The following is a 21,093-nucleotide window of genomic DNA, read 5'->3' on the forward strand; positions in this document are numbered from 1 at the left end:
AAAATGGCTGCGAATTGAGAGGCATCTCGTCCGGCAATTCCAGACAAAACCCGGCCAATTCCACAGCCATTTTCACTATAGGTTACTCTTTACTGACGCGTCACTTTGCTGGCACCCGACGTTTCAGAGTCAAGTGAACCAACATGACCAAGTGTTGCGTGGCTGGCTCCGCTGGCATCTACCGACGCTTTATCGATGTTCAGGCCTGTTGCTTCGATTTTACTGGCTCCACTCAAATCGGCTTCCAGTTGATCGACATGCCCCCGCAGCACAGCGTTGGATGCGCCCGATAATTGAATGGATAACTTCTCGACCGTTCCGTCGAAGACCGTCCGGCAGGCACCACTCATGTCGATGTCCAGGTTTTTATAATTGCCGAAACCAACAAGACTCGCTTTGGAAGCACCCGACAGTTTCAGTTCATCGATGTTTGGTACGGTGATAGTCAGGCCGACCCGTTTGCGGTTGTTCCAGTCGAACAAGCCTCCTTTCCGGTCAATTTTCACTTCCAGCGTGCTGCCGTTCACCCGAACGTCCATGTCGCTCATGTCATCCTCACGACCGTCGGCGATAACTTTAAACGTATCTCCTTTCCGGAACCGGACAACAAAGGCCCCCGCAATATCAACCTTCGAGAACGCCGTCACATTAAACTGGCGCGTATGGTCGCCGATGCGGTCGAAATCGTCGCCAAGTTCACTGGCTACGGCACTTTGTACATCGTCGGTCAGATCAGTCACGTCGTTGTCTTCATCATTGTCGCTATGATCTTTTTCGCGCGGGTAGTTGATACAGACCAGCCCATCCTGCTTGGTAAACTTCCAGAGGCTGGACGACATCCGGTCCAATTCCCGTTCGCCAAACTCATTGCGGATGTAGCGGGCGAAGTCCTCGGTCATCCGGAATGGTTTCTCATATGGAATCATCAGGTCCATATCCAGGTCCTGCGCCCGGAAATGAGCTTTCGGTAATAACTCCATCGAATTATCGAACCGTACAACCGAGTCTTTAATCGTGTAGGCGTAGCGTACCTGCCGGGCATTGGCTTGTGCTTCGGCGCGGGTGCGACCCTGCGCCCGAAACGACTGGACAAGGTTCAGCGTCGTGCCTTCATACCCTTTCAAATCAATTGATGGACGCGTATCCCAATTGTCCCCGTCATTGTCGACATCATTAAGGGCAAACATCGGGATGGCCGCCGGTACGGTCAGTATTTTGGTTTCTTCGACCGTTCCCCGGCGTTGAAAGCTGCTGATCAGGGGAGTTACCGTTCCGCCAAAAACAACCAGACCCACCAGCCAGATACCGCCCAATGTAAGGGCCGTTCGCGTCGAGATGACCGACCGTGTGGTGATCAGCATGATGCCCAGCACGGCCAGCGCGAAGGCAGGAATAAGCCCCACAACAATACCTGACAAGACCATCGGCGCCGTCACGTCGGCCCGAATCAGATCAGAAGGAAACCCGCCGGGGCCAATGGATGTACTTGACCATATACCAATGGCAGCCCCGATAAAGGCCAGGCAAGCGATCATGAAGGCGAAAGCCATTATAAGCATCAGCACCCCGGCAAAAACCCGGATCAGCGATACGACGCCGTTCAAAAGTGGTCCTAATGCCCGGCCCAGTCCGCCCAGAATGGTGGCAATGGCGCGAAAAGGGAACAGCAGAATCCGTGTCAGAGCGCTCTCGTTGTTGGCCGTTTCGTTAATATTCAGGTTTTGTTTAATGCTGTTCTCGATGTTGGACAGCGTGATGGGCTGCCCCTGCATTTCCATCTTTTCGGTAAGCGTATTAGCGGTCGGCGCAATCATCCAGAGAACCAGATACAGCAGGAAACCTACCCCAAAAAACACAATACCCAGCACAAACAACAACCGAACAATGCCCGTATCGATGCCAAAGTAGGCGGCAATTCCGGAAGCAACGCCCCCCAGGACTTTATCTTCGGGGTTACGGAAAAACTTTTTGACGGTTTTATCATCTTCAATCGTTACAACGCCGGGCAGCGCAATCCACATAGCAATGTAGACGATGAAAGTAAACCCACTCAGGCCACCGAAAAACCCATCGGGGCCATTGGAAGCACCACTCAGGGCCGGCAGACCGATGAACAGCCCGACAAAAATCAGCCGTACCCACACCACGTCCATGTTGAAATAGTGGGCTAGTCCGGCGCAGACGCCACCCAGTGTCTTCCGACGCAGGTCACGCACCAGGCGACGGGGCTCATACGACACCCCAGGGTTTGGTTGTGGGGCGAATGTAGTTGTCGTCGAGCCGTTTGCCGGATTGCCTTTTGCCTGCGCACTACCAGCCGATGTTGCCGAATGCCGACCACCGTTCGTAACCAGTACTTCTTCCTCCTCTACAGCTTCGAAATCAGCGACGGTACCCATGGCGGCCACGAGTTCATTCACATCGTCGAGCGACACGACCTGTTTGTCGGCTGCTTTCAGTTTAGCCAGCAGCTTTTCGGCAATCCGGTTTTCAATATCCGTTACAATCTCCTGGCTGTCTTCGTAGGTTGAGAAATACTGCTGAACCGTAGACAGGTAATTTTTCAATTTGTCGTAGCCATCCTCTTCGATGTGGAAGATGACGCCACTAATATTAATACTGATGGTCTTTTTCATTGCGGTCCGACGTTGCGGTTTTATGAAGGGAATAGGTTAAGCGTTGGCTGGAGGGATGGTTGAATCGGCTGAGGGCGAAACGGCAACAGCACCATTCGTGAGCTTTTTATGGAGATCAACTTTTCCAATGATCGCATTAACAGATTCGGCAAGTTCCTGCCAGGTGTCGTTGAGGGATTCCAGCGAATTGCGGCCAAGATCGGTTAGAATATAATACTTACGTGGCGGCCCCGACGTAGATTCTACCCATTTGTAATCGAGCAGACCGGCATTTTTCAAGCGGGTTAACAGCGGGTACAGTGTGCCCTCTACAACCATGATTCTGGCGGAAGTCAGCTCGTCGAGCATATCGGAGGCATATATTTCACCCCTCGATATGATGTGCAAAATGCAGAATTCCAGAATTCCCTTCCGCATTTGCACCTGAGCATTTTCTATATTCATTGGTGTATTTGATTTCGTTAATTTCTTGTATCAAAGGTACAATAAGGTACTATGCGATGCAAGGTACCTTATATTTTTTATCCATATTTCGGTATTAATGGCAAAAAAGTGAGGATGAGTGGTAGTACAATTATGAATTGAGTACGTGTAATAGTCTCTCAATTTTGTACATCTCCTCACGCTATCCAGAAAAGTCTTTTATTTCGTAATACTGAGCGTCAAGAGTCAACGTCCATTTTCGTATCAGCCTATAGCCCTTATTCGCCTAATCGGCAAACTCGACGGCTCCCTTGAAAGCCTTGTGTGGCTTCTTCGTGGATTAGCTCATATGGTAGAAAAGGGGTATCTTCACCCGCTATTTGTCGGCCATCTGATTCCTGTCGGCTTACAGAAAGACGACTCCCTTATCCTCGATGCTTACTGCTACCCAAACAGCTATACAGGAAGAAAATGACCGACTGAAGCACCAGATCGAGCAATTACAAGCCGTTCTGAACAACATTACAACCGGCGTCTCCCTGCTGGAGCCACTCTACGACAAGACTGGCCAGATCGTTGACTTCAGGAACATCGTCATCAACGACTATAACGCCCGTCGTTTTGGGAAGTCTATTCAGGAGTTAACGGATGGGCGGGGCGTAGGCGAGTTGTTCCCTGGCTGGCAAGAAACCGAAAACTTTGCGATTTACCGACGGGTTTTTAACGATGAACAGCCGCGCACGTTCGATACCTTTTACGATCAATTTGGGCTACGAAGCTGGCTGGAGGTGGAGGTTCGCCGGCTGGGGGTGGGTGTGCTGGTTAGCTTCAGGGACATCACAGCCCTGCACGAGTCGGAGCAAAAACAACGCGAGCAGGCCGAGTTACTACAGGCCGTATTCAACAACGCGTATGTGGGTATAGCCGTGTATGAGCCCGTCCTGGATGAGGAGGGGCAAGTGACCGATTTTCGATTCCAGTTCACCAACCCTACTGCTTTCCGCTTGCCGAATCTTACCCAGGAAAATACAGCGGGACGTTTGTCATCGGAGATTTATCCAGATTACAAAGAGCGGGGGTTGTTTCAGGAACACCGTAGCGTGTATCAAACTGGCCAGCCGCTACGACTGGAGAAGTATTATCCGGAGTTTAAAATCTGGGTTGACGTGTCCATCACCAAATTGGGGATGGGAATTATGCACACCTTTGCCGACATTACGGAGCGCAAGCAAATCGAGTCGCAATTGAAGTACCAGGCCGATACGTTCCAGGCCGTTTTAGGGGCTGTCACGCATGGGCTGAATGTGTTTCAGATCATCTGGGATGAGACTGGCCAGTTAGCCGATCTGCGCTATGAGTTTGTCTCGGATCAGATGTTGCGTGATACGGGGCTGAGCCGTGAGCAGGTCATTGGTAATACCCTGATAACCCTGTTCCCCACAGCCAGACAGTCATCCTACTGGCCAGCCTACCAAGCGGCTCTGCAAACCGACGAACCCCAGCGATTCGAAGAATTCTACCAGTATGATGGCTACAAGAATTACATCATCGGCGAAGTATGCCGGGCTAATCATAACCGACTGATTACGACCTACCGGATTATCAATGATCTGAAAGCCGCTCAGTGGCAGGCCGAGCAGCAGGCGGAGCTAATCCGATCGGTACTGGATGGATCGCCGAACGCGGTCATTGCGTTCGATGCCGTCCGTGACCAGGCCGGCACCCTGATTGATCTGCGGTATGTATTGCAAAACGAAGTCAATCGCCAGCGCGTTGGTCGGTCGGATGAGCAACTGCTGGGCCAAACCATGCGGTCATTCTTTCCCGATGTCGTTGAATTGGGGCTCCTTGACGGCTATCGGCGGGTCATCGAGACAGGGCAGCCCTGGCACTGGGAAGGGGCCTATACTTACCCTAATCGTAGCGGCTGGTTTGGGTATACGGCCGTTAAACGGGGAGACGGCATGGTGTTGACCGTACAGGACAAAACGCTTGAACATGAGGCTCAGCAGCATATTGAAGCGGCCAACAGGACACTCATAAAGTCCAACGAGAACCTGCAAAGTTTTGCCTATGTGGCCAGCCATGATTTACAGGAACCCCTGCGTAAAATCCATTCCTTTAGCAACATCCTGCTACAACAACACGCCACGGAGTTGTCGACGGAAGCAAGCGAAATGCTGCAACGCATGCAGGCGGCTTCCGACCGTATGTCGGGCCTTATCCGGGATATACTGGCCCTGTCCCGCCTAGCCACCCAGCAGCAAACCTTTCAACCGGTTGAGTTGGAAAATCTGGTGCACGAAGTACTGATGGACCTGGAAGCGGTCGTTATTGACAAAGACGCAGCTGTTGACGTCGCCAGTTTACCGACTGTCATGGGCGATGCGCTGCAACTGCGCCAGCTTTTTCAGAACTTACTAAGTAACGCCCTGAAATTTACGCAAGCGGGCCGGAGGCCCCAGGTGCGGGTCACTTGCGAACTCCGCTCGCCAAATAAAGTGCCTGACAACGAACAGCTGACAGCAATACCCGCTCATTTGGCAGCCGAAGCCGTTGCCTCGTTCTGGGCCATTTCAGTCGCCGATAACGGCATCGGTTTTGATGCAAAAAAGTATGGCGATCGTGTTTTCGGTACGTTTCAGCGCCTACACGGCCGCACCAGTAACTACAGTGGTACGGGCATTGGTCTGGCTATCGTCAAGAAAGTAGTCGACAACCACCGTGGGGAAATCACCGTCTGGAGCCGGGAGGGCGAAGGGGCTACGTTTACCGTTTATCTACCCGTTTCATAAACGCGTTGCACGAACCAACCGAACCGGAGGCTCAGGCTTTCTGACCTAAGCGCCATCCTGCACGCTGGTCAGCCGATTGAGGAGGCCCTGTAACGAGATTATCTGCTACGACACCAGTGGTGAAGGCATAGATCCCCTTGTGCATCAAGTCGATAAGTTGCTCATCCGCAGGCCAGCTCCAGGGTAGCGCACCCACACCGGTGGCATTCTCCAGAGTTTGATCGTTGAGTAACCGCAGGTTCATGAACAAAAACGAGCTTACCGGCCCTCTAATGCCGTGTTGAGCCATTACGCCCCGAACGATTCCTAACACGATCCCCTGCCCCCAGTGCATGGTCCAGTTGAGTCCTAGCCGCTGCTGGTCGGGTTTGTGAGGAAGACGAAGTAACCGCTCCAGGGTGTGAGCCGGTACGTACGAGTTGGGACGATTGGTTACTAACTGCTCCAGTTTCTCGGCTAGTGTCATGGCAGCTACTCCGGCCAGTCCCGCAACCAGACCACCCAGTACGGCTTTCGTTTTCATAGTATTTAAAGATTAATAAAGGTTTTGTCCAAAACTGCGCCTACATCGATCAGTTGGGCATAAGCGAAACACTTTACCAAAGCAAACGGCAGCAAAAAGGGCTAATTATGAGGTTATGGTGTTAATTGGCGGCTTGATGAGGTGGCTACGAGTAGATGTGGCGCTCCAACTCGCCTGAGCAGTCCAACTCAATCGTCACGTTTCCTTTTAGTAGAATACCGTTTAACTTAGCTTCACTACCCTTTACGCTCCTGATGCTGAACAGAAGAGAATTGCTTACAAACGCCCTGGTAGCAGCTGGTGGACTGGTTTCATCGGCGTATGGCTGGCCAGTGACTGCGCAACAGACCAAGAAAATTGGCATTCAGACCTATTCCATCCGCCGGGAATTAAAGCAGGATATGATCGGCTCCCTGAAAGCGTTGAAGGCCATCGGCTTTTCCCATGTGGAACTCTATGGCTATCAACAGCAAGACAAAAAGGGCTCTATCTTGGGCTATTCGTTAACCGATTATCGCAAAATCCTGGAAGACATTGGCTTAGAGCCAACCAGTTCTCACCTGGAACCACCCCTGCAAAGCGTTTACAAATTTGGCGATGGTGGTGGCTCAGGCAAAGGGGAGCGCAGCATCCAGATACAACCCTACACCAAACAGAATATCCCGGCCATTATTGATTTTTGGAAACGAGCCATTGCCGATCATCAGGCCTTAGGCGTTCCAGTGATGGTACAACCGGCAATGCCCATTGTCAATACAGTGGATGACGCTAAACGGGTTTGTGACGTCTTTAACCAAACCGGTGAACTCGCCAAACAGGCCAACCTGCGGTGGGGCTACCACAACCATAGTGCGGAGTTCAAACGGATTGGACTAAAGCGGGGCCAGGATTGGTCCTCGGAGATGGCCATCACTCCAACCTCTTACCCTAGCGAAATCTTCTATGATTTTTTGTTGACCCATACCGACCCTGCCCTGGTTTTTTTTGAAATGGATGTGTATTGGGCCGTCATGGGCCAGTGTGACCCAGTCAGCTATTTCAACCGCTACCCTGGCCGCTTTCCGCTTTTGCATATCAAAGACCGGGACATTCTGGGTTCAACGGGGTTTATGAACTTTGCTAACATCTTTACGGCCGGTTATGCCAAAGGTGGTCTGGAACGATATTATGTCGAGCTTGAATACCCGAATCCAAGTAGTAGTTCTTCGGTATCCCAATTAGAAGCGGTGAAGAGGTCCTATTCGTATGTGAATCAAGCTCCGTTTGTAAAATAGACACCTATCAACTAAGGGGATACTTCTTCGGTAGGCTCCCAGGGCGTATTAACTGGGTTGGTTATTTCCTACGGAACGCGGTTGGTGTCTGCCTTTATACGGATTAGTTCGCCCAATAATCGAGTTCGGTTGGCCAGTTCAGGCTTACCCAGCCGTTCAGCCAGACGGGCGACAGCCAGGTTTAGTGTATCGATTTCCGTTTCGCGACCGTGGTTAATGTCAACCAGGGTAGAAATCAGCTGGCCATCGGAACGTTGACTGATCTGCAGCAGTCGCTGTTCTACGGCCTCCCGGTTTAGGTTGATGCCCACTTCTTCGGCCACAGCCACACATTCGTCGATGATCTCACCAGCCAACGCCAGCGCTGGCACATTCCGGTGAAAAATGCCATTATCGATCCCCAGCAGTGGGCAGATGGCATTGAAAACACAGTTGGTGATCACTTTTTCCCAGATAGTCTGCTGAATGGCTCGCTCGGCGCGGAACGGGAACTGGGGTGTACTCATCTGTTCGACAAGTGCTGTCAGTATGGATTCATGGCCCTGAACTACCCCAATTGCCGAAGCCGCAACGGGCTTATAGCTCACCACATGCGGAGCCTGCACCTGACTAGTCGCCAATAACACGCACCGATACACGGCAGGGAAACCGGCGTCTAAAAACGGCTCTTCGATACCCAGCCCGTTTTGCAGCAAAACCAGGGGCGACTGACCTGTCTTTCCTCTTAATCGCTGGGCCAGCTCCGGGTTGCCGAACGATTTGCTGGTCAGCAACACAAGGCCGTTCAAAAGGCCCACCTGTTCCAGGGTGCGGATGGGAACAGACGCTGTCACGGCTGTACCATCGCTGAGCTCAACGGTAATACTGGTTTCTTCGGTTTCCGGGACGCTCCCTTTCCGACCGTGCAGCAACATGACTTCTTTGCCGGACTGCTTCAGCAGCACAGCTAAGGTCATACCAATAGCGCCGGCTCCAATTATATAAACAGGGTTTTCCATGAGCGGTGGGTTGTCTCGGTCAAGAAACGACCAGGCTTGTTAAGGTGATTTGTTCAGGGTAAGGTGGTCACCTCAATGACAGAAGCCCCATACAGCCGATGACGGGCCGGTTGAAAGTCAGCGGCTCCTGCTTTATAAATGTTTTCTACGAACGTCTGCGGGTTTCGGTCGATCAGCGGAAACCAGCTACTTTGCACCTGAATCATGACCCGATGTCCTTTTTTAAACGTATGCAGCACGTCGGGCAACTGAAACGTCACCTCTGTGACCTGATTCGGGATGAAGGGTTCGGGTTTTTCGAAACTGTGCCGAAACCGGCCCCGCATCACATCCGCCCTGACCAACTGCTGATAACTGGCTAATGGCGTTTGGGCGTTGGGCTGGTAGGGATGATTCGGCTCGTCGGGTGGATACACATCAATGAGCTTAACGACCCAGTCGGCGTCGCTACCCGTGGTGCTGACGTTCAACCGAACTGCAATTTCTCCACCTACTGTCAGGTTTTGGGTAAGTATGTCCGTTTGAAAGGTGAGCACATCAGCCCGCTTACTGGCAAACCGCTGATCGGCCGACATATAACTAAATAACGCACTGAAATCAGATTCGGCCGTCAGGGTCGCTTCGCTGTAAGGGACTGGATGAGCGGGGTCGCTGACATATTCCCGAAAACGGGTCGGGTTAGTAACCTGTGTACTTAGCTGCCCCGTTGGGGTTAAATACCAGCTTAGGCGGTGGCTGGCGGATGCGGGCCAGGTCGAAAACGTTTTCCAAGTCTTCAGCCCTGTATCGAACAGACAGATTTTAGGTAACCCCGTTTTGCCATCGCCAGCGCCTTTCAGGTAATGATGAAAGAAAGGCGCTTCCAGTTCACGCTGATAATAGGTTGCCAGACTGTCGCCAAAAATACAGATCGTTATGGAGCGTATGACCGGTCTCTTCCGACCAGCCCCGGTGCCCAAACGGCCCCATCACCAGCACCAGATGCGATTCCGGGCTGTGTTGGTCAAGCGTCTTGTAAATGCTCAGGGGTCCGTACAGATCTTCGGCATCGAACCAGCCACCAACCACCAGCACCGCAGGCCGAACCTTCCTCAGATGAGGCAGTAGGTTTCGCTCCTGCCAGAAGGTATCGTAATTGGGATGGGCCACCGTTTGCTGCCAGAACACATTTCGGGCCAGATAGGGCTGCGCATTGGCCAGCGGCCCCAGGCCCATATGCCAGGCATATTCCGTCTGGCCTCCCGTCTGTATCCAATCAGCCATGAACCAGGGGTTGGTCGTTGGTCCGGATGGACGGTCACCGAACAGCGGATAGGCCTGTAAATAAACCTGCGTGAACGCTCCATTATGGTGAATATCATCGCGAAAAAGGTCAGCAATGGGGGCTTGGGGCGACGAGGCCTTCAGCGCCGGATGGGCATTGATCGAACCGGCTATGGCATAAAAACCCGCATAACTCATGCCCCACAGCCCGAACCGGCCGTTGTGATGGTGCACATGGCTGAGCAGCCAGTCAATGGTGTCGTAGGTATCAGTGCCTTCGTCGACAGGCCCGGAGCCTGGCGATTTTGTCCGGTCGCTGACAATGGGTGTCATGTTGGTCCAGCGGCCTTCCGACGCCCAGCGCCCCCGCACATCCTGATACACAAAAATGTACCCATCCGCCTGAAGCGTGGGCGAAGGGCCCAGGGCGGATGGGTACTGATCAGGACCATAGGGCCTGGACCCAAAGCAGGTCCGTTGCATCAGAAAGGGATAGGTATGGCCCGGAGATGCATCGCGTGGCACATACACGGCGGTATAGAGCGTAACCCCGTCGCGCATCGGTATTCGGTATTCCAGCTTCTGATACCGCTCGGCCACCGGGACAGCCGCGCATACGGAAGTAAGCAGAGATACCGACAGGAATTGAGCAAAGACGGCGGATAGGACAATGACCCGCCGGAATAGATCTTTTATCATATCAACGGCAACTGTTGGTGAATAAGCTGTCCGATGGTTTGCAGGCCCCAGGCAACGTGCTCGTCAAAAGGCAGCCCGTAACTGAGCCGCATGCAGTTGGCATACTGTGGCTGGAGGCTGAACAAACTACCGGGCATGATACTGATTTTATACGGAGCCAATTGATCAGCCAGATGCAGCGTATTCACCCTGGCATCGATTTCAACCCATAAAGTAAAGCCGCCCTGTGGCTCGCTGATGCGCGTACCGTCGGGGAAGTAGCTCCGAATGGTTTGCTGGTAGCGTTGGCAGTTGCTTTTCAGTCGCTGCCGCAGTCGGCGCAGGTGCAACTCATACCGGTCATTGGCCAGAAAATTGGCCACTGCCTGCTGGGTAATCCCTGGGGAGAAACCGGACTGGTAGCGCTTCACCTGTAGCAGCGCATCGTAATAGCGTCCGGGAGCCACCCAGCCCACCCGGTAGCCGGGGGCCAGGGTTTTACTGACCGAGCCACACCACAAGACGAGGCCCTGTCGGTCAAAAGCTTTGCAGGGCAACGGGCGGTCAGGCGCAAAATGCAGATCGCCGTAGAGGTCATCTTCGATCAGGGGAATTTGGTGCGTCTCCATCAACTGCACCAGCCGTTGCTTATGGGCATTCGGCATACAACTGCCGAGCGGATTACTAAAGTTGGGCACCAGCAAACAGGCTTGTATCCGACCCGACTCCAAATGGCCTTCCAGCACGTCCAGGTCAATGCCCGTCAGGGAATCTGTGGGCAGTTCGAGCACCTTCAGGCCCAGCGAGAGAATGGTCTGTAAGATACCGAAATAGATGGGGCTTTCTACAGCCACAGTATCGCCCGGCCGGACGACAGTCTTCAGGCATAGGGTGAGCGCAGCCGTGCAACCCTCCGTTGTGATAATTTCCTCATCGGTAAGTTGCCCACCCCAGTATAGGGCGTACCGGGCAATCTGCCGCCGTAGAGCCGCATTACCGGCCATTAGTTCGTACTCGATTCCGCCATGCGGGAGCTCGCGCTGGGCCTGCTGGAAAGCCTTCATTAACTTACCGACAGGCAGTAGTGAAGGAGCCGGCACACTTAATGAAAACGGGAGCCAGCCGGGCAGCCGTTGCTGGCGCATCAGCCTCAGCAGTACGGATTCCTGATCAGACTGGCTAATTTGGTGGGCCATTGCCTGGGGCGCGGACCGGCGTGGTACCTGGCCCATCCGTTCGATCAGGGTTCGGACGTAATAGCCTGACTGGGGCCGGGCTTCCACCAACCCTTCGGCTTCCAGGCAGTAATAGGCCTGTTGTACTGTATTGATGCTGACTCCAAGCTCCTGACTGAGCATACGAACAGACGGAAGTTTATCGCCCCCGGTTAGCATACCCAACCGCAGCTTATCGCCCAGTTGCCGAGCGATCTGCTGATATTTAGGGGTAGAAAGGGCCATAGTCAGTTTGGGTATAGCGATTCTGCTTTATTGAGCAAAAATAACGGTCTCATCTGTACGCGTTACCATACAGATTTTGTGAAACTAAGCCGTACAGTTTGACTATATCCAGCCAGCCGCGAAAAAGAAAGCTGTATGGGCTGGTAACGCCTAAAGTGTATCTGTTTAGGGAATTGCCCGTTCACTTGTTTTGTCCCATGCAATTCCAAACAACTTCCTTTCTCGATGTCGCCCGGCTGCGGGCAGATACACCAGGCTGCCAAGAATGCCTGTTCATGAATAGTGCCGGTGCTTCCTTGATGCCGCAACCTGTTGTAACAGCGATGCGGGATTACCTTCAGCAGGAAACCCAACTGGGCGGTTATGAAGTTGAACGGTTACGAATGGGCCAGATCAACCGCTTTTATGATGAAGCGGCCCGGCTACTGAACACGAACCCCGGCAACATTGCCTATGCCTATAGTGCTACCGATGCCACGATTCAGGCGCTGTCGGCCATACCCTTCCGGGCGGGCGATACGATTCTGACCACTTCGAACGATTATGTCTCTAACCAACTGGCGTTTCTGTCGATGCAGCAGCGGTTGGGCATCCGGCTACTGCGGATCAATGACCTGCCCAACGGCGACCTTGATCTAACTCACCTGGAGGAGTTGATACGAACACACCGGCCGGTACTGGTCGCGGCTACCCACATACCGACGAACTCCGGTCTGGTGTTGCCTGCTGAAGAAGTGGGCAACCTCTGCCGGCAATACGGCGTCTGGTATCTGCTCGATGCGGCCCAATCGGTGGGGCAATTGCCACTCGATGTCACCCGGATTCAGCCCGACTTTCTGGTAGCAACAGGCCGTAAGTTTCTGCGTGGCCCGCGTAACACCGGTTTTCTTTACGTATCGGATAGGGCGCTGGAGGCCGGATTGGCGCCCCTGTTCATCGACCGGCGGGCCGCTACCTGGACTGAGCCAGATACCTACGCTTTGCAGACCAGTGCCCGCCGATTTGAGCCACAGGAGATTTCGTTGCTCAGCGTTGGACTGGCCGAAGCGGTTCGGTACGCCAATCAGGTGGGCATAAAGGCTATTTCCCAACAGAACCTACGCCTGATGCACCGGCTCCGAACGGGTCTGGAATCACTCGACGGGCTGACCCTGCTGGACTGGGGCTCCCGGCAAAGCAATATCCTGACCTTTCACACGGGCCGCCAGTCGCTGCCCGCGCTGGAAGCCGCCCTCCGACACGGGCGAGTGCTTTTCACGGTCCAGTATCCCCAGGGAGCCCGGATCGATTTTCAACGAAAGGGTGTAGACTGGGTGGTCCGATTGTCGCCCCATTATTTTAATATGCTGGACGAAATAGACGAAGTGGTCAGCCTGATCGCCCGTTTTTTACGGTGAGCCTTTTCTGCTTCAGGAAAATTTACGGTTAATTGTAAGCCATAACGCCACGTACAGCATGCAGAACGATTATTTAAAAAGTGTGATCAGCCAATTTGAGTATTATAAACTACTCGGAGAAAAAACATTGGCACAACTGCCCGACGACGCGCTTTTCTGGCATTACAACCCGGAAAGCAATAGCATTGCCATTCTGGTGAACCACCTTTGGGGGAATATGCTGAGTCGCTGGACGGATTTCCTCTCGACTGATGGGGAGAAAGAATGGCGCGATCGGGAGGGCGAGTTTGCCAATGATAGCCAGTCCAGAGATGAACTACAGCAGAAATGGGATGAAGGCTGGCGCGTTCTTTTAGACACCCTCAACTCATTACAGGAAGATGACCTTTCCAAAATAGTCTATATCCGACATCAGGGCCATACGGTGGTGGAAGCCATCAACCGGCAGTTGGCTCATTATTCGTACCACATCGGCCAACTGGTTTTTCTGGGGAAAATGCTGGCGAAAAACTGGACGTCGCTCTCGATTCCAAGAGGTGAGTCCAGGCAATTTAACGCCGAGAAATTCGCCCAGCCCAAACATAGAGAACATTTTACTGACGCTTATCTGAAACCGGATCACCAATAAGCCAAAAACCATGACGCAACAACAAGCCACTCAATTTGCCGATGAATGGATCCGTGCATTTAATGCGCACGATCTGGACGCCATTCTGTCCCATTATACCGACGAGTTGGAATTTTATTCGCCTTTTATTCCGCTCCTGAAGTTCAATGAGTCAGGCCGTATCACCAGCAAGCGCGATCTGGCGCGCTATTTTCAGCTGGGCCTGACCACCTACCCCGATCTACACTTTACGTTGCATACCGTTTTTGTCGGAATCGACACCCTGGTTATTTACTACACGTCGGTCAATAACCGACTGGCCAGCGAAGTTTTCCAACTGGATGAGATGGGTAAAGCCAGGAAGGTGTTTTGTCACTATGCCGGGTGAAATCTACGCTAAAAACAAGTCAAAGTGCACTCACAGCATCTTTAGGAACTATGCGTTTTTCTGCCGCGCACCTGATCGACTCCTACTCACAGATAACCCATAGTGTGTCTTAAACCCATCTTGCGACCCTTGAACAAATGGCCGCTGCCATTGAGGCCTAAAATTTTGCCAAATTAGGCCCTTCCTGTTTCAGGGCACACAATAAACGGCTCAAATCGACGTTTTATACCTGTTACGTTTCGTCAAGCCTCCCCTTTTCCTGGTGAGGCTTTTTTCGTGCCTCCTACATTTTGACCAAGTAACCATGGAAGCCCAGTCTGATCAACAACCCCGGCAGCCCGACCCGACGATCGTCCTGAAACAGCAGGTGGAAGACGCAACTGATTTTCTTAGCATCTGCGATAGGCTGTCCACCGGTTATGACAGTGGCTATTATTGGGAAGACGTTCAGCGGGCTCTGCGTATTGCGGCAGGCCTGGAGAAATGGCCCGATTGAACTGGACACCGCCTGCGGTTTAACGTGGTTAAGACCAGAATTGGGGTTTAAGCCACCTGGAGTCTATCTTGGGGCATCGTTAACAGCTACCCCCATGCCTTCACTTTCTGAGAGTTCATTTCCGGCTATTAGTCCGGCCATGGCCCGCGAACGTTTCCTGATACAGGATGAATCGTGGACCAGTCGGTTTAAGCCTAACTTTAATCAGTTTATTATCTCATCGCTCGAATACGGTCGTCCCGTCATTAAACTCCCCCTCCCTCCTTCCCGAACAAGTAATCATGCGCTGTTTCTGGTAACAGCTGGCCAGCTAACGGCAACCGTAGGACAACATTCTTACACGCTTGCTGCTCAGGACGTACTGATGGTACCAGCCATGCAGATTTTTTCGCTCATTGATATTCCCGAAAATGCCCGTGGCTTCATGTGTTTCTTCAGCAACGAGCTAGTTCTAAATTCAGCCAGTGATGTCGATTTTGACTTTCTGAAATTAACCAGCCAGCCACGCATCCCCCTGTCGATACAGCAAACGGGCTTCATTACCAACATACTTGACCGGCTCACGATTGATTATTACGAAAATGGAGCCGATAAAACCGACCTGATTCGCCCATATTTAGCCGCCCTCCTCATCGAAATCAATCGGGTTTACGTCAGCAAGGCCCCGGCTAAAATTGATGCCGGAGATCGTCTGGTCCAACGGTTCATGGACTTACTTACCGAGAGCGTTCGCGAAAAGCGATTGGTCAGCCAGTATGCCGATCAACTAAATGTTAGCCCTAACCACTTAAATAAAGTAGTTAAAGCCCATACCGGCCAGTCGCCATCTGTCTGGATCGACGAGCGTATTGTTCTGGAAACGAAAGTTTTATTGTTCCAGTCAAACCTGACGGTCGCTCAGATTGCCCTTGAAATGGGCTTCGATGATCAGTCAAGTTTTGGCAAACTATTTCGGAAGTATACACACCTCAGCCCGACCGACTTTCGGAAAATGATTGCTTTAGACCAACTTTAGACGAATCTGGCCTAACAGTTAATAATCGGCAGCCATGAACTTTGCGAAAATTTAACCCACTATTCATTAATGGTTTACCCAATCGTTTTAGTTATTCATAATGCTTTTCGCTGGCTCGTGCTGGCCAGCCTACTGGCGGTGCTGGTCAGCGGCTATTCAGGCTGGTTAGGGGGCCGCTCCTACCGACCAGCCGACCAGACGGTACGGGTTGTGGCCACATCTATTGCGCATACACAACTGCTAATTGGTTTTTACCTTTACGCCATTAGCCCGATTGTCAGCTATTACTGGCACTTAGGCGCGGGCACCGATGCGCCCGAGTTTAGGTTCTTTGGCTTGATTCATATTGGGTTAATGTTCACCTCCGTCATCATAATGACCGTTGGCTCAAGCAAGGCAAAGCGGCAGACCGACGCTAAGCAGAAATTTAAGACCACGGCGATTTATTTCACCATCGGCCTTATCCTGATTTTGATCGCTATACCCTGGCCCTTTTCGCCCTTAGCTACTCGTCCCTGGACACGAACTTTTTAACTGTATACACAATGACCGATACGCTGTTTAATTCGCCCAAAATTCGCCTACGGGTTGTGGGGCTGGCAGAAGGGGTTTCATACCTGCTGCTCTTATTTATTGGTGTCCCGCTGAAGCGCCTGGGCGGGCACCCGGAAGTGGTTCAACTCATTGGCCCCATTCATGGCCTACTGTTTTTGTTTTACGTATTGACGGTTATTCAGGCGAAGACCGAATACGAATGGCCTTTGGGTAAAACGCTGTTAGCGCTAGTGGCATCGATTGTTCCGGGAGGTACCTTCTACGCAGATCATAAAATCTTTCGTCACTTACCCGGCCGGCCAACACCTCAATGACCGTACTGGTGTTTAAAACCAACATGGTTTGCGCCGGGTGCAAGCAAACCGTTACCAAGGCCTTAAGCCGTTTTGGCAATGCCATCCGCTGGACCGTCGACCTAGATGATTGCGACAAAATTCTGCGCGTAGAAACCACCCGTATCTCTCCCCATGCCATCCTTCAGGTGATGCATGAAGCTGGTTTTATGTGTGAGGAACTAGTATAAGTATAAAACAGCAAAAGCCGGGCGGGATGCTCGGCTTTTGCTGGTTATGAAACTCACCAACGCATCCTTCCTAACTGAACCTGGAAACGCCGGTTACGGCTCATGGTTAATTACCTACGATTTGACAACCAGGAAGAACTTTTAGGAAGTCATCAACCGTAACTGGCAGAAAAAAGAACGCGACAACCACAACCTTATTTTAGCAAAGCATCCCTTTACGGATGGCGGATCGTAACAAAACAACACCGTACCCACCAATCCATTACTCATCAGTATCCTTAGGCTGCACTCATTAGCTGGGGCGAGTTAGCTGCCGATGAAATTGCAGCCCCGTTTAGTTCGGGAGCGCACAAGATCACAATTAACTCCCGCGTAGATTGGCTTTAAAAACAGGTCAACGACCTACTCACTTTCCCATGCCCAGCAGCGCCTTCTGCATTTGTTCGGCCACAAGCTGATTCCCCGCTTCGTTCAGGTGAACACGGTCGGTAGTTAAAATACCCTTCTCTTTGTTTTCCGGATTGTTCTTCAGGTTGTAGTCCAGAAACGCCTTGCGAAGGTCGATCAGTGGTATGTTTTGCCGTTTGGCCAGATCGCGGATCAGTTGACTGTATTGGTTCAGATCGCCATCCTGCTGGTTACTGAAATCCGTTTTTTCCCCGATGGTTGCCGGTGTGCAAAGCATCACTTTCGCATTGGCGGCCTGAAGTTTCCGGATAACCGCTTCGTAAAATTTCACAAACTTGTCGGGGTCGGTACCCGTCCCAAACGAGGCTTTGTGCCACACATCATTCACGCCTACCCATACAATCACGACATCGGGCTGTTTGGCCAGCACGTCATCGTCCATACGCAGGAATAAATCATAAATTTTATTGCCGCCGATTCCAGCTCCCACCAACTCGAACTGCTCGGCGGGAAGCATTTTTTTCAGGCGGTCAATGTAGCCGCCGGGGTTCACGCCCGCCTGGGTGATGGAATCCCCGAAGAACACAACTCGGGTGGGTTTGGCAACGGTCAGGGCCAGTAAGCCAGCGGTGGCGACGAAAAGCAGAGATCGAATAAGTATAGTCATTCCTGATAAAGGAACAAGCCGCTGTCCATTACTCATTGCCGGATTCACTTTATAACCCAAGTAACTAACGTTACCAACAAATCCATTCTTCGTCTGATAGGCACTTAGTCGGTAACTTATTCTTTTTGATTAAAGATAAATCCAAAATCTGGTCAACCTAGTATATCCCTAAACTATGAGAGGATTAAATAAAGTAACCCTGATCGGGAGCATATCTAAAGATATCGAAATCCAGCATCTGGAAGGCAGTATCAGTGTAGCCAGGTTTTTGCTAACGACTACGGAAACCGTCAACGATAAAAATGGACAGATACAGACAAACACAGAACAACACACGATTGTCTTACGGAGAGAACTGGCTGAACTGGCGCATAAATACCTGCAAAGAGGAAGTCTGATCTTTTTGGAAGGTAAACTCAAGACCCATCCGGTCGACGATACAGAAGGGCAAACCTGCTACGTAACTGAAATTATGGGCGAACATTTGGTTGTTCTCGATAAAGGCAACGCTATTTATATGGATGAGCTGGGAAAATTTACCTGAGAATCAGCTGTTCTCACCAGGGCGTACCATCATGTACATAAACCACACGGGTACGCTGTTGTACAACCCGCCTTCAGGCACCGCTAGCGTACCAGCAGCACCCGCCCGCTCCGGACAAAATGTTCTTCCTTATTGGTCTGATCCATAACACTGTAATCAACCGTCCAGGCATATACATCGGCAGAACAGGGGCGGTTGCGGTACGTACCATCCCAGCCAATGTCGGCCTGCTGGCTAAAGAAAATCACGCTTCCCCAACGGTCATAAACCCGAAACGCGAAGGTTGTAAACAGGCCTTCATGCAACACCAGAAACTGGTCGTTATAGGCATCCCCATTGGGAGAAAACGCATCGGGAACATAAATATCACTAAGCCGACAGTTTTGATGATTCACCTCGACAGTGTCCCGATACGTACATCCATTCAGGCTCGTTTCCAGCCAATATGTACCGGGCGTAGTAACCTTGAGGGTGGCATTCGTGCTTTGATCAGACCATAGAAAGGTGGTACCGGCTGGCCAGGCATCCGTTTTCCCCAACACTTTCGCAAGGCCCTGGCAGAGCGCCAGATCATCGCCCAGGCTGAAAGGACTATCCGGACGCCCATTCACAACCAGGACATTCGATACGGAGGAGCACTGGGCACTACCCACGGCAGCGGCATTGATGGCCTGGGTGTTTCGAAGCCGGTAATAGGTGCGCCCCGCCCGAACCGGATTAATAACGTAGGTTGCCTGATTACCGTTGGGCGCGGGGGTCCAGTTTATGTTGTCCTGGCTTTGCTGCCATAGATAAACCGGGTTAACATACCCAGGGGCCGCGCCAACGGTTAGCTTAAGCTGGGTATCGGCACAAACGGTCATTTCAGCCGCTGAAGAGCCGGGAAACTGAATATTCAGGACCGGGTGAATGGGCCGAAAACTGATATCATCGATGACCAGATCATTCCCACAACCTCCGAGCCCCTTGTTGATGAGCTTAACAACAATATCATTGCCACTTGTGGGGATAGAGAACTGCATGGACAGGGGCGTCCAGGTGGGCGTTGCGGAACGGGCAATCGCGGGCTGCACCACTTCATTAATCAGCGTACCATCCGGCAGTTCAATCCGCATGGCAATGATAGGATTGCGCAGGCTGTAGTCGTCGCAGGCACCCGCCTGCAAAATCCGGTTCAGGTTAAGTGCCCAAAGCGAGAACTCATACACCACACCAGGGCAAAGACCTGCCACTTTCTGGCTATAAAATTCACTGGGCTGGTAAGACGCGTTGACAACGAACATATTGCCCCGTACGTCGTTCGGCGTATGGTCTTCCCGCACGGCATGCCAGGCTTCTCCGTGGCAACTCCCGGCTACGGTGTCCAGAACAGTGTATTCACCGTCGTCGGGGCAGGCTTTTGAGACATACCTGAAATTGGTAACCCCTTGCGGCAGCGGACCCTTTGGCCCGCTGCCAAACGTTTCGCAAATGATAGCCCCCTCACTGCACTGTGCCTGACACACACTGGCTGTTGCCAGTAGCAGAAACAGGCTGAGGGCCACCGCGCACTTATTCATTCACAGATGTCTTTGTATCATGGGGAGCCTGCGCCACAAAGAGTCCCCCCAACCGCCGGAGTTCGAGGCCTACTTTCATCCACAAGGCTCTGGCATAACTTCCATTGCCTTCTACCCGAAGTGTGCGGGTACCGGTCCAGACACGGGCCTTTCTCGACTTCACCAGTTTCACCTTGCCATATTGCAGCATATCGAAACACATCCGGCCATCTTCTCCCCGGACCTTGCGCATGACATAGCCAATTTTGAGCGCATACTTTCGCTCATAGCCGATGCTGATACCATACGCGTTCAGGTGAGGTCGTTTCACATGGCGGGCCGTTGCAAGTGTATCTTTCAATGTTTCATGAATCGACAATACCCAGCGCGGAAAGCCCGGCGCGGGAATAAACGAATAACGACCACACACACAGATGACGCCCGGTTGCTGCAATACCGCCATCATTTCGTTCACCCATTCGGGCGGGTAGATTCCATCGGCATCGGCCGTCAGCAGGTATTTACCCCTCGCCTGCTCGAGTCCCATTTGCCGGGCCGGGCCCCAACCCGGTATGGGCTGAAATACCGACCGAACATGCAGTTGATCCAGCGTCTTCTGCATCTGATCGGTGGAGTTGTTATTGACAACCAGAATCTCCAGGGGAATGGACGTCTTTAGTTTAGCCAGCGAGGCAATACTGCGGAGAATATTCACCTCTTCATTCCAGGCCGGAATAACAATACTCACGAGGGGTTCGGGATGCTGAAGCGCATCCAGATCCCGGTTGATGGCATCGAACGTCGATTGGGGTACGTCGTCGTATGACGTATAAGGGAAATTGAACTGCTCAAGCCAAGTGGGCGCGTTGAAAATGCTCATTGTGTGTCTTCAGTAAAGGTCGAAC

General features: G+C 52.1%; 21 protein-coding genes. 11 read left to right on the forward strand and 10 right to left on the reverse strand.

Annotation, left to right across the window (positions count from 1 at the left end):
- Positions 1–89: 89 nt before the first annotated feature.
- Positions 90–2,636 carry a PspC domain-containing protein gene (locus SD10_RS14600; protein WP_046574615.1) on the reverse strand — a complete coding sequence of 849 codons (2,547 nt, stop codon included), beginning with the start codon at positions 2,634–2,636 and terminating at the stop codon, positions 90–92.
- Positions 2,637–2,672: 36 nt separating this feature from the next.
- Positions 2,673–3,080: a PadR family transcriptional regulator gene (locus SD10_RS14605; RefSeq protein ID WP_046574616.1), complete on the reverse strand. Its 408-nt coding sequence runs from the start codon at positions 3,078–3,080 to the stop codon at positions 2,673–2,675.
- A gap of 413 nt (positions 3,081–3,493) precedes the next feature.
- On the opposite strand from SD10_RS14605, the gene SD10_RS28780 reads away from it, so the two are divergent.
- Positions 3,494–5,854 carry a PAS domain-containing sensor histidine kinase gene (locus tag SD10_RS28780; protein WP_052731190.1) on the forward strand — a complete coding sequence of 787 codons (2,361 nt, stop codon included), beginning with the start codon at positions 3,494–3,496 and terminating at the stop codon, positions 5,852–5,854.
- A gap of 31 nt (positions 5,855–5,885) precedes the next feature.
- Here the strand turns inward: SD10_RS28780 and SD10_RS14615 are convergent, their stop codons facing one another.
- Complete coding sequence (locus tag SD10_RS14615; protein ID WP_179945464.1) at positions 5,886–6,377, reverse strand: hypothetical protein; 492 nt, start codon at positions 6,375–6,377, stop codon at positions 5,886–5,888.
- Positions 6,378–6,631: 254 nt separating this feature from the next.
- Here SD10_RS14615 and SD10_RS14620 point away from each other — a divergent pair, with 254 nt between their 5' ends.
- Positions 6,632–7,651 (forward strand): sugar phosphate isomerase/epimerase family protein, encoded by a 1,020-nt coding sequence (locus SD10_RS14620; protein WP_046574618.1) that lies wholly within the window; start codon positions 6,632–6,634, stop codon positions 7,649–7,651.
- Positions 7,652–7,719: 68 nt separating this feature from the next.
- Here SD10_RS14620 and SD10_RS14625 read toward each other — a convergent pair whose 3' ends face one another.
- Genes SD10_RS14625 through SD10_RS14635 form a run of 4 tightly spaced genes read right to left on the reverse strand, consistent with a single transcriptional unit; the run spans position 7,720 to position 12,050 of the window.
- Positions 7,720–8,649 carry a ketopantoate reductase family protein gene (locus tag SD10_RS14625; protein WP_046574620.1) on the reverse strand — a complete coding sequence of 310 codons (930 nt, stop codon included), beginning with the start codon at positions 8,647–8,649 and terminating at the stop codon, positions 7,720–7,722.
- 53 nt (positions 8,650–8,702) lie between these two features.
- Positions 8,703–9,608: a CocE/NonD family hydrolase gene (locus SD10_RS30370; protein WP_316933113.1), complete on the reverse strand. Its 906-nt coding sequence runs from the start codon at positions 9,606–9,608 to the stop codon at positions 8,703–8,705.
- Positions 9,517–10,611: a CocE/NonD family hydrolase gene (locus tag SD10_RS30375; RefSeq protein WP_316933114.1), complete on the reverse strand. Its 1,095-nt coding sequence runs from the start codon at positions 10,609–10,611 to the stop codon at positions 9,517–9,519. The genes SD10_RS30370 and SD10_RS30375 overlap by 92 nt, the downstream gene beginning before the upstream one ends.
- The gene (locus SD10_RS14635) at positions 10,608–12,050 is read right to left on the reverse strand and encodes an aminotransferase-like domain-containing protein (RefSeq protein ID WP_046574622.1); all 1,443 of its coding nucleotides are present in this window, start codon (positions 12,048–12,050) and stop codon (positions 10,608–10,610) included. Before SD10_RS14635 ends, SD10_RS30375 begins: the two co-directional genes overlap by 4 nt.
- A gap of 197 nt (positions 12,051–12,247) precedes the next feature.
- Here SD10_RS14635 and SD10_RS14640 point away from each other — a divergent pair, with 197 nt between their 5' ends.
- The 8 genes from SD10_RS14640 to SD10_RS14675 all read left to right on the forward strand — a co-directional run bounded on the left by SD10_RS14640 (position 12,248) and on the right by SD10_RS14675 (position 17,031).
- The gene (locus tag SD10_RS14640; protein ID WP_046574624.1) at positions 12,248–13,447 is read left to right on the forward strand and encodes an aminotransferase class V-fold PLP-dependent enzyme; all 1,200 of its coding nucleotides are present in this window, start codon (positions 12,248–12,250) and stop codon (positions 13,445–13,447) included.
- 58 nt (positions 13,448–13,505) lie between these two features.
- A complete protein-coding gene (locus tag SD10_RS14645; RefSeq protein WP_046574625.1) occupies positions 13,506–14,075 on the forward strand; it encodes a DUF1572 family protein in 570 nt (189 codons plus the stop codon).
- A 10-nt stretch (positions 14,076–14,085) separates the two neighbouring features.
- Positions 14,086–14,442, forward strand: a complete 357-nt coding sequence (locus tag SD10_RS14650) for a nuclear transport factor 2 family protein (RefSeq protein WP_046574626.1) — start codon at positions 14,086–14,088, stop codon at positions 14,440–14,442.
- A 304-nt stretch (positions 14,443–14,746) separates the two neighbouring features.
- Complete coding sequence (locus tag SD10_RS14655; RefSeq protein WP_046574628.1) at positions 14,747–14,938, forward strand: hypothetical protein; 192 nt, start codon at positions 14,747–14,749, stop codon at positions 14,936–14,938.
- A 94-nt stretch (positions 14,939–15,032) separates the two neighbouring features.
- A complete protein-coding gene (locus SD10_RS14660) occupies positions 15,033–15,953 on the forward strand; it encodes a helix-turn-helix domain-containing protein (RefSeq protein WP_046574630.1) in 921 nt (306 codons plus the stop codon).
- 69 nt (positions 15,954–16,022) lie between these two features.
- On the forward strand, positions 16,023–16,487 hold the full coding sequence (locus tag SD10_RS14665) for a hypothetical protein (RefSeq protein ID WP_046574631.1): 465 nt from the start codon (positions 16,023–16,025) through the stop codon (positions 16,485–16,487).
- Between the two features lie 11 nt (positions 16,488–16,498).
- Positions 16,499–16,822, forward strand: a complete 324-nt coding sequence (locus SD10_RS14670) for a DUF3817 domain-containing protein (protein WP_046574633.1) — start codon at positions 16,499–16,501, stop codon at positions 16,820–16,822.
- Positions 16,819–17,031, forward strand: coding sequence for a heavy-metal-associated domain-containing protein (locus SD10_RS14675; protein ID WP_046574635.1), 213 nt, complete (start codon positions 16,819–16,821; stop codon positions 17,029–17,031). Before SD10_RS14670 ends, SD10_RS14675 begins: the two co-directional genes overlap by 4 nt.
- Positions 17,032–17,437: 406 nt before the next feature.
- Here the strand turns inward: SD10_RS14675 and SD10_RS14680 are convergent, their stop codons facing one another.
- Positions 17,438–18,106: an SGNH/GDSL hydrolase family protein gene (locus tag SD10_RS14680; RefSeq protein ID WP_046574637.1), complete on the reverse strand. Its 669-nt coding sequence runs from the start codon at positions 18,104–18,106 to the stop codon at positions 17,438–17,440.
- 175 nt (positions 18,107–18,281) lie between these two features.
- Here SD10_RS14680 and SD10_RS14685 point away from each other — a divergent pair, with 175 nt between their 5' ends.
- Positions 18,282–18,650, forward strand: coding sequence for a single-stranded DNA-binding protein (locus SD10_RS14685; protein WP_046574639.1), 369 nt, complete (start codon positions 18,282–18,284; stop codon positions 18,648–18,650).
- 83 nt (positions 18,651–18,733) lie between these two features.
- Here the strand turns inward: SD10_RS14685 and SD10_RS14690 are convergent, their stop codons facing one another.
- Positions 18,734–20,209 (reverse strand): T9SS type B sorting domain-containing protein, encoded by a 1,476-nt coding sequence (locus SD10_RS14690; RefSeq protein ID WP_046574641.1) that lies wholly within the window; start codon positions 20,207–20,209, stop codon positions 18,734–18,736.
- The gene (locus SD10_RS14695) at positions 20,202–21,068 is read right to left on the reverse strand and encodes a glycosyltransferase family 2 protein (protein ID WP_046574643.1); all 867 of its coding nucleotides are present in this window, start codon (positions 21,066–21,068) and stop codon (positions 20,202–20,204) included. Before SD10_RS14695 ends, SD10_RS14690 begins: the two co-directional genes overlap by 8 nt.
- Between the last annotated feature and the right edge of the window lie 25 nt (positions 21,069–21,093).

Source organism: Spirosoma radiotolerans, assembly GCF_000974425.1.
Classification (GTDB): Bacteria; Bacteroidota; Bacteroidia; order Cytophagales; family Spirosomataceae; genus Spirosoma; species Spirosoma radiotolerans.

Bases quoted from the DNA above. Each gene is read 5' to 3' on its own strand.
- SD10_RS14600 (WP_046574615.1), bottom strand. From the start codon at position 2,636: ATGAAAAAGACCATCAGTATTAATATTAGTGGCGTCATCTTCCACATC.
- SD10_RS14605 (WP_046574616.1), bottom strand. From the start codon at position 3,080: ATGAATATAGAAAATGCTCAGGTGCAAATGCGGAAGGGAATTCTGGAA.
- SD10_RS28780 (WP_052731190.1), top strand. From the start codon at position 3,494: ATGCTTACTGCTACCCAAACAGCTATACAGGAAGAAAATGACCGACTG.
- SD10_RS14615 (WP_179945464.1), bottom strand. From the start codon at position 6,377: ATGAAAACGAAAGCCGTACTGGGTGGTCTGGTTGCGGGACTGGCCGGA.
- SD10_RS14620 (WP_046574618.1), top strand. From the start codon at position 6,632: ATGCTGAACAGAAGAGAATTGCTTACAAACGCCCTGGTAGCAGCTGGT.
- SD10_RS14625 (WP_046574620.1), bottom strand. From the start codon at position 8,649: ATGGAAAACCCTGTTTATATAATTGGAGCCGGCGCTATTGGTATGACC.
- SD10_RS30375 (WP_316933114.1), bottom strand. From the start codon at position 10,611: ATGATAAAAGATCTATTCCGGCGGGTCATTGTCCTATCCGCCGTCTTT.
- SD10_RS14635 (WP_046574622.1), bottom strand. From the start codon at position 12,050: ATGGCCCTTTCTACCCCTAAATATCAGCAGATCGCTCGGCAACTGGGC.
- SD10_RS14640 (WP_046574624.1), top strand. From the start codon at position 12,248: ATGCAATTCCAAACAACTTCCTTTCTCGATGTCGCCCGGCTGCGGGCA.
- SD10_RS14645 (WP_046574625.1), top strand. From the start codon at position 13,506: ATGCAGAACGATTATTTAAAAAGTGTGATCAGCCAATTTGAGTATTAT.
- SD10_RS14650 (WP_046574626.1), top strand. From the start codon at position 14,086: ATGACGCAACAACAAGCCACTCAATTTGCCGATGAATGGATCCGTGCA.
- SD10_RS14655 (WP_046574628.1), top strand. From the start codon at position 14,747: ATGGAAGCCCAGTCTGATCAACAACCCCGGCAGCCCGACCCGACGATC.
- SD10_RS14660 (WP_046574630.1), top strand. From the start codon at position 15,033: ATGCCTTCACTTTCTGAGAGTTCATTTCCGGCTATTAGTCCGGCCATG.
- SD10_RS14665 (WP_046574631.1), top strand. From the start codon at position 16,023: ATGGTTTACCCAATCGTTTTAGTTATTCATAATGCTTTTCGCTGGCTC.
- SD10_RS14670 (WP_046574633.1), top strand. From the start codon at position 16,499: ATGACCGATACGCTGTTTAATTCGCCCAAAATTCGCCTACGGGTTGTG.
- SD10_RS14675 (WP_046574635.1), top strand. From the start codon at position 16,819: ATGACCGTACTGGTGTTTAAAACCAACATGGTTTGCGCCGGGTGCAAG.
- SD10_RS14680 (WP_046574637.1), bottom strand. From the start codon at position 18,106: ATGACTATACTTATTCGATCTCTGCTTTTCGTCGCCACCGCTGGCTTA.
- SD10_RS14685 (WP_046574639.1), top strand. From the start codon at position 18,282: ATGAGAGGATTAAATAAAGTAACCCTGATCGGGAGCATATCTAAAGAT.
- SD10_RS14690 (WP_046574641.1), bottom strand. From the start codon at position 20,209: ATGAATAAGTGCGCGGTGGCCCTCAGCCTGTTTCTGCTACTGGCAACA.
- SD10_RS14695 (WP_046574643.1), bottom strand. From the start codon at position 21,068: ATGAGCATTTTCAACGCGCCCACTTGGCTTGAGCAGTTCAATTTCCCT.